Below are 14,851 nucleotides of genomic sequence, written 5' to 3' on the forward strand. Positions count from 1 at the left end.
GTTCAAAGACCGTATCGGTTCTTGAAGTCGTCCACTTTCTTCTTGTTGGTGAGGATGAACTGGTAGGCTGCTTCGTCCTTCTTGGCTTCCAGCACGCGCTTGTCGTCCTTCAATTCGCCGAGCATGGTGTTGAACTGCTGATCGCTGCTGTACGCATAGAGGTAGTTGCGCGAGTATTGGAAGAAGTAGTAGGTCTGGTCGTCGAGCATGAGCAGGATGGTCATGCTGTCGCCGCTGCGTTTGCGCGCCAGTTCCACCTTGCCCTTCAGCGTGCGGAACACGGTCTTCTTCAGCACGCTGGCCACACCGATGGGGCCGTCGCTCACCCACGCCTCTTCGTTCTGGTTCCACTTCAATTGCACATCGCTGAGGATGAGGCTGCGGATCAGTTCATCCGGCAGTTTTTTCAGTTCACCCTTCAGGCTGAGTTCGCTGATGAGCTTGTCGCTCTTCTCCAGACCGAGCAGCTCGCGCATCATCTTCTCGAAGTTGGTCTTCTGCAGGTCGAGCTGCTTCTGGTCGGGGTAGGCCATGATCTCCTCCACCATGCGTTCGAGCGCATTGTCGTGGAAGTGGAAATTGGCGGTGAGCGTCACCTGCGCCGTGGTTTCCTTGGTGCCGGGGACGTGCTTCAAGGTGCCCACATCGATGAGCTGCACACGGCCCAGATCGAGCCCTGCACCGATGCGGCCATCGGCGGTGATCTCGCAACTCGTGGTGTTGAGGGCCACGAGATCGCCGGGCAGGTTGCGCTGGCGGATCTTGTCCTTGGGGCCGATCACGTACTCCTGCTTGGCCTTGTCGAAGAAGAGCAGGCCTTTGCTGGCGATGGCCGGGCGGTCCTTACCGTCCTTCTTGCGGCTGAGGAAGGTGCCGTAGAGGGAGAAGGGGTCGTCGTTGCTCACGAAAACGCCCGCGCCGATGTCGGCACCGATGTCGTCCTTGAGCGAATCACCCACGGGTATGAAGACCTCCATGGGATCGATCGGGCCTCGGAACCGCATCCAGTTCTTCTCGAGGCCTTCGCACACATGGATGATGCGCGTGCTGCCGTCGAACGTGAGCGGCTTCTCGCTGGCCCGCAGGCGCACATCGCCGAAGTAGTCGAAATGCGGGCTCAGCTGGAAATTGTCCTTCTCGCCGAGCTTGCCTTCGGCGTAGGTCGCGTACGCCGTGTCCACCGCGACCTTGTCCAGGTGGATCGGCCACTTCTTCTGGTTCTCGTCCACGTAATCGATGTCGCCCACCGCGTTGTAATCGCGCTTGGCCTTGATGTTGGCCGTGGCGTTGTAGATCGTGTGGTACTTGTTGACGAAGTTGGCCACGATCACCGCGTTGGTGATGGGGTCCATCTGGGCGTTGCGGCGGATGCGCACGCGGTTGCTGTCGGGGGTGATCTGCGCGTCGGCCACTTGGATGTAGGGCACATCGTTGGCGGTGATGAGGTGGTTCTTCAGGTCGTAACGTGCTTTGGGCGCCATGAAACTGAGGCTGTCCTGATCGGGCCGGGTGCTGATGAAGTTGCTGCCGCTCAACTGCAGGTCCTCGCTGCCTGCGGCCGCGGTCTGGTCGGCTTCGAGCTCGATGTCGCCCTGGTCCATGAACCACTTGAAGCGGTCCATGAAACACATGTACTGGTTGACGGGGAACTCCACCTTGGTGTTCTTGCCATTGCTCACGAATTCGCCGATGCGTTCGTCGAGCTTCACGGTGGCGTTCACGTTGTCGGTGCGGAAGGCGATGCTGGCCGTGTCGCCCTCGGTGAGGCGGAAGTCGCTGGTGTCCGCATGGATCTGCATGGTGGTGAAGTCGAAGAGATCGCTGGCGAGCGTGGCGTTGGTGAAATCGACGAGGCCGGCGCCGGTCATGCCTTTGGGCGTGAGCTCGGTGAGACCGTAAAGGAATCCTTGTCCGCCGTACATGGTCATTGGCTTTGCGCGGCGGTCGGCGAGCAGTTTGTCGTTCTTCGGTTCCAAACGCGTGAACACGTTGGCGGCCTGCACCTCGGGCACTTTCATCGCCGCTGCGGATTTCTGGTTCCAAAGCGTATCGGCCATGCCGTAGGTGCTGTCAGGGCAGAAGGCCAGCGCCTTGCTCTGGTAGGTGGTGGTGAGGTATTCGAGCGTGCCTTCACCTTGCAGACCGCCGTGGTTGAGGCTGATGGTGCTGGTGAATGTTGCCTTCTTGCCGTAGAGCGGCAAACCCGCATCGCCCGTTGGCTTCACGAAGCCCAGCGCGTAATCCGGTTGCAGGCCCAGTGGCTCGCGGATGTCCGGGAAGATGCCCGCGCTGACCAACGTGCCCGGGAAGTTGAGGCCCTTGTTGGTGAAGTCGTCCAGGCTGTCGATCTGGAACGGATCGCTCTTGTAGTAGAACTTGTCGCGGTCGTACACGCCCTTCTGGATGTCCTTCTTGTCGTAGAAGACATAGCTCTCCTTGGCACTGTTGAACTTTGGGAACTCGGGGTACTTCGCCTTCATCTTACCATCCTCGCCCTTCACCTGTTGGATGCCGCTCTTGTTGCTCGGCTCATCGATCTCCAGGGTACCGCTCACCTGCTCCAGCACATTGCGCACCTTCACCTGGTAGTGGTAGCCGTTGTCGTCAGGCTCGAAGCTGTCGGCCATGAAGCTCACGCTGTCCACGTTCAGCAGGTCCACCACGAACGGGTCATAGTGGAAGTAGTACTCTTTGCCGTGGTAGGTGAGCTTGCCCGCCTGCACCACGCCGCCGAAACTGAAGTCGCGGTCCTTCTTCACCACCACTTCTTTGTTGGCCGGGTAGATCTTCACGTCCTGGCTGTCGCTGACGATGATGCGCGAAACACCGCGCACGGTGAGGTCCCAGTTGAGCAGGTTGAGCAGGGCGTTCTTGCCGTCGTCGATGTTGCTGTTGATCTGCAGCACGTCGTAGTCGCGGCGTTTGGCGCTGGCCAGGATGTGCTCGCGCAGGCGGGGCTTCACCGTCACCAGCTCGTTCTCCGGATCGTAGAGCAGGTAGCCCTTGTTGGCCATGTCGATGAGCATGGGCACCACGGTCGTCTTCTGCAGCTTGGTGAACACCGCGAAGTCCTGCGCGGTGAAGACCTCACCGGCCTGCTTGGTGTAGTCGTTCAAGCGGACCAGCGGGTGCACGGCGTCGATGCCGAGCATGCCCATGTAGCGCTTCTCCTTGAAGTAGTCGAAGCTCTCGAAGCTGGCCTTGGTCTGCGAGCTGCCCTGCAGGTTGCCGAAGTGGATCACGGGATCGCCCTGTTTCCAGTCGAGCGTCTCGAAGTACATGTCGAGCTCGTGGTAGGTGTCGTAGTAGGGGCCTTTGCTCAGGCCTTCGTCCTTCTTGATGAGGGTGAGCTGTTTCTTGTCCTTGATGAACTTGAGGCTCACGCTCGGGTGGAAGATGCTGTCCTTGTCGAGGGTGATCTTCACGCCTACGTCATCGCTGCTGATCTTCTCCTGCTCGATGGTGTAGATGAGGCCGCTGGTGACGATGAACGGTCGCTTGTCGCGGTAGAAAGTGAGGTAGGCGGGTTCATCGCGTGTGCCATAGCCCTGCAGCTTGGCGCCCTTCATGGTGAAGCCGCCCTCGAAGTCGATGCCCTCCACGATATCCTTCACGCGTTGTCGGCGGTCGTAGCTCTCGAAGCGCGGGTAGCTGGCGTTGTCCTCGTCGGCGCCTGCCAACACCTTGTCCACCACACGGCCGCGCAACGTGCGATCGAAGTAGGGGTCGTTGAACTGCACGCTGTCCACCTCGAACGTGGCGCTCTTCAAGGGCACCTGATAGGCACCGCCCCATTCGGCGAACGTGGATCCCGGCTTCAACCCTGCGCGCTCCCAGGTGACCTTGCCACCGCGGCCGTACCACATGGCGAGCGTGGGCAGGTAGGTGCCGGTGGTGCCAAGGATCACCGCGCTATCGCGCTTGGCGTAACACTTCAGGTCCATGCGCTCGAACAGGATCTTCGGCACGGTGTCGTAGGCGAAGGTGAACTTGTTGTTGCTGCTCTTCCACACCGTGCTGGCGCTGGCGTAGAGCACGTTCTCCTTGAAGAGGCCGGCGCACACGGCGATGAAATCGCTGAACTGCTTCTTGCGGCCACCGTCGATGATCTTCTGGTTGCTGGCCATCCACGCATCGAACTCTGCCGCGCTCTTGCCGCTGGAGGCGAAGGCCGCCACGGCGCCGAGGTAGTCGCGGAACGAGGGGAAGGCCTCGAAGCGCTTCTTCTGCATGTAGTTGGCGACTTCCACCACCTTGATGCGCATGGCGCCTGTGAGGAAGGTGCCGTTCCATGCGGGAGCGAACGTCTGTTCGATGAAGGGACGCGCCTCTTTCTTGTCGGCGGCTTCCAGGAAGTCGGTGATCTCCTGGAGGAAGATGGCCTGGTCGGAGCTGAAGGGCTTGGTCTGTGCCACTGCCCATGTGGATGCGACCAGGAACGCCAGTGCGAGGAACGAACGAAGTGGTAGTCGCCACAGGCCACAAGCCTCAGGCCTCGGGCTGCGCGGTGGCATACCCGTGACGCACTGCGCAGCCCGAGGCCTGAGGCCCGAAGCCCGAGGCCGCATTAGGGTTTTCTCCCTCCTACCAATGCCCATTCCCCTTCGGTGAGTTCTTCCACGGGCTGCAAGCCTTGTTCCACCAGGGCCTCGCGCATGCGGGGCACATCGGCAACAACAAAGCCACTGAGCAGGAGGATGCCTCCCGGCCCAAGGGCTTCGCGCAAAGCGGGCAGGTCGCGCAGAAGCGTATTGCGTTCAATGTTGGCCAAAATAGCCGCGTACCTCAGGCCCTTCAGGGCGGCGGCAGTGCCGTTGTCCACACGCACGCGCTCACAACCGTTACGGGCCACAACCTCTCTGGCATTGTCCACCGCGCCGGGGTCGATGTCGAAGGCATCCACGCGGGCTGCGCCGAGGCGTTCGGCGAGGATGGCGAGCACGGCGGTGCCGCAGCCCAGGTCGCAAACGGTCTTTGCGTGGAAGTCGAGCCCGAGCATGGCCCGCACCATCATGCGCGTGGTGGCGTGGTGGCCGGTGCCGAAGGCCATGCGCGGGGTAACGACCAGTTCGTGCGTGAAGCCCGGCACGCTGGGATGGAACTCGGCACGGATCCGCACCCCGGTTCGTTGACCGGTGCTGGCATCGTGCCGGATCTCGATGGGACTGAAGCTGCTCTCCCACTCCGCATTCCAGTTGCGGGGCTCAATGCCGTGGTGCTTCCATGTGATGATCACATCGGGCTGCGACAACGGGAAAAGCGCATCGACGGCCGCTGCATCGAAACGTTCCGTGGGGATGTAGGCAACCAGCCCGTCCGCGTTGTCCTCGAAGGTGTCGTAGCCGATCTCGCCGAGCAGCGCGGTCATGATGCCGCGCCAAGGTTCGAGCGGGGCGATGCGGAAAGAGGCGGCGGTGTAATGGGACATGCTTGCAAGGGACAAAGCACAAGTGTCAAGTGACAAGGCCCAAAGACAACTGAACGAGGTCCGTGTTCATCTTTTTGGATCTTGACACTTGCTACTTGGATCTTGTCACTTACCAACACGGCTTCCGGCTATCCTCACCAATTCCGCGAAGCTCTCCGCGTCGAGGGCGGCACCGCCGATGAGGCCTCCGTTCACGTCGGGGCAGGCGAAGAGCTCCGCCGCGTTATCGGGTTTGCAGCTGCCGCCGTAGAGGATGGGCACGGTGGCGGCCACGTCGGCGCCGTGACCAGTCAGCAGCGATCGGATGTGCGCGTGCATGTCCTGCGCTTGTTGTGCGGTGGCGGTGAGCCCGGTGCCGATGGCCCACACGGGTTCGTAGGCAAGGACGATGCGGCGGAGGTTGTCGTTGGTCATGCCGCCGAGCGCTTCCTTCATCTGCGCACCCACCACGTCGAAATGCCGTTCGGCCAGACGCTCTTCTTTGCGTTCTCCGCAGCAATAGATGGGCGTGATACCGGCCGCGAGCAGCGCCACCATCTTCTTCCCCACTTCCGCATCCGTTTCACCGAAGTACTGCCGACGCTCGCTGTGACCGACGATACAATACTGCACGCCGACGCTCTTCAGCATGCCCACGCTCACCTCGCCGGTGAACGCACCTTGTGCCGCAGCATGCACGTTCTGCGCGGCCACATGCAAGCGCGTGCCCTGTGTGCGTTGCACCGCATCGTTCAGGAACGGGAATGCCGGCGACACGATGGCCGTGACGTCCGGTGCCAGGTCGTGCGCGAGGATGCCGTCGATGAGCCCAGTGGCCTCCACGCGGTCCTTGTGCATCTTCCAGTTGCCGGCAACGATGGGTCTGATCATGGGGCAAAGATGCCGCCGTGCGCGAAGGATCGCTTCTGCGAGCAGCGGGGATATCAACTTCCCCCGGCCGATCAACCGAACTGAACCTCACACGGAGGCACAGAGGCACGGAGAAATACCAACCTGCCAGGTCGCCAAGCTCACCTCCGTGCATCTGTGTCTCCGTGTGCCATGTGCACCCTACGAAGAAGGTCCCACCAGCTCGTCGCCAGGGGACCTTCTCTCAGCAATGATCAGCGCTCAGCGGATCTCGATGGTGCGCGTCTGCGGCTTGGCTTCCTCCGCTTTCGGGATGCTCACTGTGAGGACACCCGCTTCGTAGGTGGCGCTCATGGCGTCGGACTTCACCGTCTTGGGCAGGGTGAAACTGCGCTTGAAGCTGGCGGCGCTGAACTCGCGTCGCGTGAAGCGCTCGCCCTCGGCCATTTCGGTGGCTTTGTGTTCGCCGGTGATGGTGAGCACATCGCCTTCCACGTTCAGCTTCAGGTCTTCCTTGTTGAAGCCCGGTGCGAGCACCTGCACTTGGAAGTCTTCCTTGCGCTCCACGATGTTGACGCGGGCACTGCGGGTGAAATGGTCGTCGCTTCCGAAGAAGTGGCTGATGTCGCGGCCGAAGAGTTCGCTGGCCAGGCGGTCCACCGGTGAGGCATGGCGCACCGGCGCACAATTGGTCTTGTACATGTTCATGGTTGTTTCCCTTCGCCTTCGCTCAGGGTGTGTTCGTTGTTGTTTGTTCTTTGGCGTCCGATCGCCGTGGCGCCACGTGGCCGGACGACGCCCCCTTGTCAAAGCCGGGACCATCAGCGGAAAGCCGACAGAACGTGCAGTGGCGCGCGCTCCGGCCTGAAAATAATTCCGGAACACCTGAAAATAATTCAGGGATATGCACTGGTTGGTGGGTCAACCATCCTTCGCACCTTGCCGCAGATGCCGAAAATCCCGACCGATGAACACCATGCGTTCGTGAAAAGGCGGCGTGCCCCTGCAATGTGCGCAGCGGATCGAAGGCGGTGCGGCCGTGCCACCGTATGGTTGCTGTTGCTGTCTTGCCTGGTGGTGCAACCAGCGCATGCCCAGGAACTCCTTGTGAAACACATTGATGTGGAACAAGGCCTGCCATCGAGCACTGTTTACCGCATGCTGTTCGATCAGAAGGGATTCCTGTGGTTGGCCACTGCCACCGGCGTGCACCGCTACGACGGGAGCCGGTTCGAGCATATCGGTGCTGGCAGCGACCTGGACCACTTGGTTGTGCACCACATGTTCGCCACGGGCACGGACACCCTGTGGTTCTCGACCGTCAGTGGTCGCCTGTTCAGGTGGGACGGCCATCGGATAGATGAAGTGGAAGCCTTGCGCCAACGGATCCGATCAACCAGCATCGATCTCCGGATCGGAAGCCTCGTTGCGGACGGACGCGGTGGTATCCGCTTCGGTTACCCATCCATGCTGGGCGGTGGCCGTTCCGACAAGCACTTGCAGGTGCGGGATGACACGGTGGGGGTAAGCGGCATCCATGTGGAACGCACGCCCACCGGGCCATTGTTCTACCATAGTATCTCGGGCGAGGTCCACAGCGGACAGCTTTACCCGATCCACTACAGAGGGCCAGACACGGCTTACACGGTCCCCGCCGGAACCCTCACGCTCGGCGGGATGAGCCCGCGCAACTTCGCGGTCGAGCGCGCCGACGGATCGATCTTCCTGATCTGCGGAAGCAATCTCCTTGCTTTCGAGAAGACAGGTTGCCGAGTCTTCCACCGATCGGAACGCACCATCCTGCGCGCGCTCTTCACCCCCGATGGGAGCTGCGTGGTGGTGCACGAGGACGGCAGTGCAGTGGTGCTCGACGACGTGGGACGACCGGCATCCCTTTCTTTGAAAGGCTTGCAACGATGGCGCATCAGCGATGTGGCCAATGACCTTCAGGGCGGGTTGTGGATAAGCACCTTGGGAGGTGGGCTCTTTTATGCCCCTTCGCTCGATTGCACGCGACCGCTGGCCTTGGCGGAACTCTTCAACGACGGTATCACAGCAATGTGCGTGCACACCGATGGCACCACGTGGCTGGGCACCAACCTCGGTGAATGCCTTGTGGTGGACGCCCGGGATCGGACCTTGCACAAATGGCAATTGCCTTTCGAAGGTTGGTTGCGCGAGATCCGTGCGTTCCATATCGACCCGTTCTCCTCGGCAATGGTGACCACTTCCACCGGTGGGTTGATCATCTACGAAAAGGAACTGCAGCGTGTGGTAAGACCCAGCGATCCCAACAGTTGGTACGGTCATGCGTTGCTCGTGCAAAGGCCCGGAGAAGCGTACGTGCTCTCCTCCCGTGGCGTGGTGCGTGTGGAACTTGAGAACGGTGGGGCCAGCCGATGGCTGCGTACCGGCGAGCGCTTCTCGGGTGGCATGCGCGGCGATGGCGATACCCTTTGGCTCTGGTCGCAGGACGGTTTACGGTGGTTGCTCGATGGCGAAGTGCACGATGCGTATCCCGAAGAGCCGCTGCTGCGGACCCCTGTTCTCGACCGCGCCGTGAGCAACGGCAACGTGTGGTTGGCCACTGCGCGCCATGGTCTGCTGCGACTGGCGGGCGGTGCAGAGCCCGAGCAAATGGACCTCGGTGTGCCGGATGTGCGTGCCACCTGCCTGCAACCCATCGGCGACAGCCTGCTTATCGTGGGCAGCGCCCAAGGCCTCTTACGTGTCGACCTGCGCGACGGCGGCGCACCCGTGGCCCGTATCGATCGCAACTGGGGTTTGCCGAGCGAGATCATCCGCACCATCGGGTTCGATGGCGCGCGGCTGCGCGTGCTCACCGAGCAAGGCCTGATCTCCGTTGACCTGCGTGCCTTCGACCGCACACCACCGGCCCAACCCGTGCACATCCTGTCGGCCACGCTGGGCGATGGCACCGCACTGAAGGAGGGCATGCGGCTGCACCACGACCTGGACCGCGTGACTTTGCGTTTCTGCCACCTCAACTACCGCGACCACGGGCATCAGCTCTTCCGCTACACCGTGCATGGCCTCAGTGAAGTACCTACGGAAACCCGCGAGCCTGAGGTGAACCTCTTGGGCCTACCACCGGGCCACTACCGCTTCGCAGTGAGCGGGCGCGAACCCGACGGCACCTGGTCCGAACCCGTCGGCATGTCCTGGTCCATTGCGCCCGCGCTCTGGCAAACATGGTGGTTCGCGGTGCTCGCCAGCACATTGGGCGCGTTGGCCTTCGGGTTGCTGGCGGGGTGGTTCTTCCGGCAGCGAGCACGCCGGGCCGAGCTCGAGGAACAAGTGATCACGCATCACCAGGAAGCCCTTCTGGCGCAGATGGACCCGCACTTCATCTTCAACTCGCTCAACAGCGTGCAATCGTTCATCGCACGCAACGACACCGACCGGTCCATGCGTTACATGGGGCGGTTCAGCCGCCTCATGCGCGGCCTGTTGCAGGCCGGGCGCGAGCGCACCATCACGCTGCAACAGGAGATCGATCTGCTGGAACAATACTGTTCGTTGGAAGCGCTGCGCTTCGACCCACCCTTCACATACAGCATCGCAGCTCACGAGCTGCCCACCACCACGCTGATGGTGCCCGCCTACCTCATCCAACCGCACGTGGAGAACGCCATCCGCCATGGCCTGTGGCCCCTGAACGGCCGGCCCGGGCAGCTCAGCGTTGAATTCAGCCGCAGCAACGACGGCTTGATCTGCACCGTTGCCGACAACGGCATCGGGCGCTCGGCCGCCCTTGCCCGGTCGGCAGGGACCGAGCCGCGCTCGGAGGGTTTGCGGATCCAGCAGGAACGCATCGAAGCCCTGAACCGGCTCTCGCGCAAGGGCGGTATCCGGCTGCAGGTGGACGACCTGTTCGACATCGCGGGCGCACCGTGCGGCACGCGTGTGCGGATATCACTGCCTTGGGTGCAACGCACCGAACACAAAACGATCGAACAGCATGAAGGTGAACAGCGATGACCACGGCAGCGTGTTGCTGAACGTGGTGGTGGTGGACGACGAATCGGAAGCACGCCAACTGGTGCGGGCGCTCATCGAGCGGTACACGCCTTTCGCACGGTTGGTCGGCGAGGCCGGCACCGCGCTCGAAGGCATCGCGTGCATCAACGCCAACAACCCGCACGTGGTGCTGCTCGACATTGAGATGCCCAACGGCAATGCGTTCGATCTGCTGGCCGCCTTTCCGCAACGCGCCTTCGATGTGGTGTACACCACCGCGCACGAACATTACGCTGTGCAGGCCATCCGTACCCACCCTGCCGATTACCTGCTGAAGCCTCTGGACCCCGAGCACTTCGTGCCCGCCTTGCGCGCCCTGCACGCGCAACGGACCACCGCACCGCGCGCGGGCATCCTGCAGCTGCACACCACACAAGGCCACTTCTTCCTGCCGCACGCCGACATCACGCACGTGGACGCCGACGGCAGCTACAGCCACGTGCACCTGTTGAGCGGCGAGCGCCACACCATGAGCCGACCCATCGGCAAGCTGGAGACCGACCTGCCCGCACCACCCTTTTTCCGCTGCCACCACAGCCACCTGCTCAATCTGCGGCACGTGAAGGCCCTGCTGAACACCGATGGTGGGCTGGCCGAGCTCGTGAACGGCGCCCGCGTGCCCGTGGCGACACGGAAGCAGGGTGAGTTGCTGGTATTGCTACATAGCAAGTGTTGATCGGTCGGTAACGACTGTGGATCATTAGCAGGCGTGGGTGGGATCGTATTTCCGAGGCGATCGGACCATGTGACCTTGGCAACAAATCCCAAGATCATGAAACCCAATCTCACTTCAGTCGCTGTGGCGCTCCTCATACCTGCAAGCCGACTGCTCGCGCAAGTCTCGGAACCCGGCTTCGAGAACAGTAACCAGCATGGTACTTACATCCAATGCGTTGACATCGGATGCAGTGGTTGCACCGGTGATCCTTGGCAGGGCTATTCCGACATGGCCTCACCGGCCAACAGCTATTTCAGAACACCCCAGCCCGGATTGACCGGGGGAGGCGGATACCAGCCCACAAGCCAATACCACCCTGCGCCGGAGGACGACATCCCAGGCAATACGCGATACATGGTATTGCGCCTGCACGACAACGCTGCGGTGAACAATGGTGGCTCACTCACCATGGGCGTTGTCAATCCGTTAGTGATCAGCACTGATCCCGGCTGTGAGTATCAACTGACCATGCGGTGGGCTGCGAAAGCCGGCTACGGAGCCTCTCAGCCCGTTGCCGATGTGACCATTAGCGCAATACTCGGCACTGACCTACATCTGAACTGTGCCAACTTGGACCACGCGACCGGAACGACGATCGCCACCACTTCGACCACGATCATACATGACGGCTCGTCGGACATAGGAACGTGGCTGACCCTCACGGGCAGCGTGGAAGTGGACCAACTGTACAATTCGATCGCGATCGAGGTGACCGTCTCCAATTTCGACGACGGCAGTGGCTACGACGTGTACTTGGACGATGTGCAACTTGCTAAAGTGGACGAGAACTGCGCACCAACGTGCTGCAATGCCGAATGCCCCGCAGATTTCTCCTGCGACGGATCGGTCAACAACACTGATCTGTTGACCTTCATTGGAATATACGGCACTTACACCAACACGATCGAGGACCCGTGTCTGCAATTGGGCGACTTCGACAATGACGGTGTGGTCGGCGTCGATGATCTTCTGGCGTTCATGGGCTTGTATTATGGTGTCCCGTGCCCAGGTGGCATGGTGCAAGAACAGGGTAGCAACATCGCCCCGGAGACCAAAGTCACCGTTATGGAGGCACACGTTCAGCAGAATCCGACCAATGGTCGATTCCTCATTGAGCATGGTTTGTCCGGAAGCGGTGCCATCGACATCATGCTCATCGATCATACAGGTCGAATGCTCCGCCGCTCCACCGATGCTGACCAGCAGGTCATTGCCCTCGACGTCACTGGGGAACCTGCCGGCACGTACACCGCTGTCTTCCATCGCAGCGGAACGCTCAGCACCGTCCAGCTCGTCAAGGAATAAAGGAGCAACGACGAAGGGTTGCTGCGGCCCGCACCAATGGTGCGGGCCGCAGTGCTTATGACCCAGTCCCGTTCCGGCCAACACGTTACCGGATCGAATTCCGCTGTGCACAATACGTCGCTTTCACCACGGACCGAAGCGCCTGGCTTGCGATCACCTGATCACCGACCCATGAAACAGTCCTTGACGCTCATCGCCGGTGTTCTCGTACTGCACACCACCGCACAGAAAGCACGCACCGCAGGCGCAACCACCGGCCCTGCCGAAGTACTCCACCGATGCCTTCATCGACCAGCCGCTGAACATGCCCGATCCGAACAGTTGGAACGTGCGCGCCTTCCAGTACAACGACAACGTGCCGGGCGATACGCTCTTCAGCGCCTGGCCGCGCGTGGAGTACGATCCGCTTGAGGACAAGGCCGTGAACGCGTGGACCGACGGCAACGTGAAGGGCCGCGCGCGCTTCGATGCCGAGAACCTGATCACGGCCGTGCCGGTGGCGGCAACATCACCGCTCGAGCTGCTCGTGCAGCCCACCGTGGCCGATGCACACGTGACCGTGGTGCACGAGCACGCGGCGGCCGGCGCACAGCTCGAACTGATCGATGCGCGTGGTGCAGAGGTGCTACGCGCACCGGCCGATGCCACCGGCCGCACGCAGCTGGCGGTGCACGACCTGCCGAGCGGGCGCTATGTGGTGCGTCTTGGTGTGCGCGGTGGAGCAATGGCCACAGCGCCGTTGGTGGTGGCGCACTGAAGAACGGTCGGACCGTCGTGCCAGCGCATGATCGGGCGGTCGCGTGCTGTTCATGCTGCCGGTGATCGTCCCTGTGCGATCACGGTGTTCACCGTAGCCCCATGTGCCGCGATCTGCCCACTATTGCATCAATAACACGCACATGAAAACACACCTACCCGCCGCTCTCCTCCTCGCCCTCTGCACCGGCACCGCCGCTGCGCAAACCCTCACCGACGCCAACAGCATTCCCCCCGTGGGCTACAGCGAAACGCGCACCTTCTACAACTCCAGCAACGCCAGCGGGTGGTCGCTCACCGGCACCGGCAACTCGTGGGACGCCACCGATGTGGTGACCTTCGGCCTCAGCGCCACCGTGGTGTACCGCGTGCCGGGCGACAGTCCCTTCGCCGGGCTCTACCCCGCCACCACGCTCTGCGCAGAACGCTACCAGAACATGAACACCGAGTGGCGCCACTACCTGGTGGACGCCGCGCACGCCGAGATGATCGGCATCAGCGCCGAGAACTTCACCGGCGGGCGCACCTATTGCACCTACCCCTTCAGCATCGGCAGCACGTTCACCGACGACTGGTTCCTCAACGGCAACACCTACACCGACACGTACACCTACGTGGCTTCCGGCGAGGTGGTGGCGCCCTGGGGCACCATCACCGATGTGGTGATGTTCGAGACGGGTGGCGGCTTCAGCTACTACCTCTACCTGGCCAACAACCTGCTCGATCCCATCGGCGATTACACGCCCGGCTTCGGCATCAACCTCTGGAAGATCGATGTAGGCATGGGCATCAGTGAAGGACCCGCTTTGCAGGTCGGCCTGTGGCCCAACCCCGCCACCGATGAAGTGGTGCTGAGCATGCCGATGACCAACGGCTTCACTTACACCGTGGTGGACGTGAACGGCAGTGCTGTCCTCAACGGACAAAGCACCGCTGACCGTGCCGTGCTCGATGTGCGCCACCTGGCCGTCGGCGTGTACCGCGTGGCGACCGTGGATACACGCGGGCAACGGGCTGCGGGCACGGTGGTGGTGGCGCGGTGACGCTATCGAGCGAAGCGGTGCCTAAGGCGAAGGGTGCGGGTGGGAACGAGCAACAGGGAGCGCATGCGTCATAGACCCGGCTTGACGGGTTGGTGAAAATGCCGGAAGGAAGAGCGAGGGTGCGTTAAGGAAAGCCAAAACAATGACCAAGAGCCCGATGCTCCCGAACGCGCGCCCGGCTAGATTTGAGAACGATGAAGGCCAGATCGTGGTGCACCGTTCTGTTGCTCGGCGTGTTGGCCCATGCGGTGGGCCAAGGAGCACGCGACCAGGTGTTCAAGATCGGCGGGGTCTATTTCGCCGATTGCAAGCAGCTGGTGGGCAGCGAGGGCGCCGTGCTGCTCAACGTGGGCGACTGGCGCGGTGCGGCCACCGATGTTGATATGGACGTGCGCGGCGAACGCGGCCAACGAATGGCCGTGGTGCGCAATGGACAGGTGGTGTTCGGCGATACGGCCCGCTACAGAGTGCAGCGCGACGATATCACCTTCGTGCTGTGGGATGCGCAGACCGGACGCGTCATCTGCCTGTTGCGGCACTGGAAACCGGACTCGCCCCGCTTCAAACGGCAGGTGAACGTGAGCCTCGATGTGTTCACCTCGGACGGACGCGTGTTCCACTGCGATCCCGAGCACTCCGACCTGCCCGCCATGGAAATGAACCGTACCAACACCTTCATCGGCAAGGAAGTGGGCCTCGAACTGGAATGAC

The 14,851-nt window shown here is 61.9% G+C and carries 10 protein-coding genes; 6 read left to right on the plus strand and 4 right to left on the minus strand.

From position 1 onward, the window contains the following. Positions 1-2 precede the first annotated feature (2 nt). From IPJ76_02315 to IPJ76_02330, 4 genes are all read right to left on the minus strand, one after another. On the minus strand, positions 3-4,415 hold the full coding sequence (locus tag IPJ76_02315) for a hypothetical protein (protein ID QQR87081.1): 4,413 nt from the start codon (positions 4,413-4,415) through the stop codon (positions 3-5). A 152-nt stretch (positions 4,416-4,567) separates the two neighbouring features. Next, positions 4,568-5,428 (minus strand): 50S ribosomal protein L11 methyltransferase, encoded by an 861-nt coding sequence (gene prmA / locus IPJ76_02320; GenBank protein ID QQR87082.1) that lies wholly within the window; start codon positions 5,426-5,428, stop codon positions 4,568-4,570. A 105-nt stretch (positions 5,429-5,533) separates the two neighbouring features. Further along, positions 5,534-6,298, minus strand: a complete 765-nt coding sequence (locus IPJ76_02325; GenBank protein QQR87083.1) for a triose-phosphate isomerase — start codon at positions 6,296-6,298, stop codon at positions 5,534-5,536. A gap of 240 nt (positions 6,299-6,538) precedes the next feature. Beyond that, positions 6,539-6,979: an Hsp20/alpha crystallin family protein gene (locus IPJ76_02330; protein QQR87084.1), complete on the minus strand. Its 441-nt coding sequence runs from the start codon at positions 6,977-6,979 to the stop codon at positions 6,539-6,541. Positions 6,980-7,384: 405 nt separating this feature from the next. Here IPJ76_02330 and IPJ76_02335 point away from each other — a divergent pair, with 405 nt between their 5' ends. From IPJ76_02335 to IPJ76_02360, 6 genes are all read left to right on the plus strand, one after another. Next, a complete protein-coding gene (locus tag IPJ76_02335; GenBank protein ID QQR87085.1) occupies positions 7,385-10,279 on the plus strand; it encodes a histidine kinase in 2,895 nt (964 codons plus the stop codon). Then, complete coding sequence (locus IPJ76_02340; GenBank protein ID QQR87086.1) at positions 10,260-10,994, plus strand: response regulator; 735 nt, start codon at positions 10,260-10,262, stop codon at positions 10,992-10,994. The genes IPJ76_02335 and IPJ76_02340 overlap by 20 nt, the downstream gene beginning before the upstream one ends. 96 nt (positions 10,995-11,090) lie before the next feature. Further along, complete coding sequence (locus IPJ76_02345; GenBank protein QQR87087.1) at positions 11,091-12,341, plus strand: T9SS type A sorting domain-containing protein; 1,251 nt, start codon at positions 11,091-11,093, stop codon at positions 12,339-12,341. 199 nt (positions 12,342-12,540) lie between these two features. Next, a complete protein-coding gene (locus IPJ76_02350) occupies positions 12,541-13,098 on the plus strand; it encodes a hypothetical protein (GenBank protein QQR87088.1) in 558 nt (185 codons plus the stop codon). Between the two features lie 142 nt (positions 13,099-13,240). Next, complete coding sequence (locus IPJ76_02355; GenBank protein QQR87089.1) at positions 13,241-14,140, plus strand: hypothetical protein; 900 nt, start codon at positions 13,241-13,243, stop codon at positions 14,138-14,140. Between the two features lie 194 nt (positions 14,141-14,334). Next, positions 14,335-14,850: a hypothetical protein gene (locus IPJ76_02360; protein QQR87090.1), complete on the plus strand. Its 516-nt coding sequence runs from the start codon at positions 14,335-14,337 to the stop codon at positions 14,848-14,850. Position 14,851: the final 1 nt, after the last annotated feature.

The sequence above is a fragment of the Flavobacteriales bacterium genome (assembly GCA_016699575.1).
In the GTDB taxonomy this organism is placed as follows: Bacteria; Bacteroidota; Bacteroidia; order Flavobacteriales_F; family PHOS-HE28; genus PHOS-HE28.

Bases quoted from the DNA above. Each gene is read 5' to 3' on its own strand.
- IPJ76_02360 (QQR87090.1), top strand. From the start codon at position 14,335: ATGAAGGCCAGATCGTGGTGCACCGTTCTGTTGCTCGGCGTGTTGGCC.
- IPJ76_02330 (QQR87084.1), bottom strand. From the start codon at position 6,979: ATGTACAAGACCAATTGTGCGCCGGTGCGCCATGCCTCACCGGTGGAC.
- IPJ76_02345 (QQR87087.1), top strand. From the start codon at position 11,091: ATGAAACCCAATCTCACTTCAGTCGCTGTGGCGCTCCTCATACCTGCA.
- prmA (QQR87082.1), bottom strand. From the start codon at position 5,428: ATGTCCCATTACACCGCCGCCTCTTTCCGCATCGCCCCGCTCGAACCT.
- IPJ76_02340 (QQR87086.1), top strand. From the start codon at position 10,260: ATGAAGGTGAACAGCGATGACCACGGCAGCGTGTTGCTGAACGTGGTG.
- IPJ76_02355 (QQR87089.1), top strand. From the start codon at position 13,241: ATGAAAACACACCTACCCGCCGCTCTCCTCCTCGCCCTCTGCACCGGC.
- IPJ76_02325 (QQR87083.1), bottom strand. From the start codon at position 6,298: ATGATCAGACCCATCGTTGCCGGCAACTGGAAGATGCACAAGGACCGC.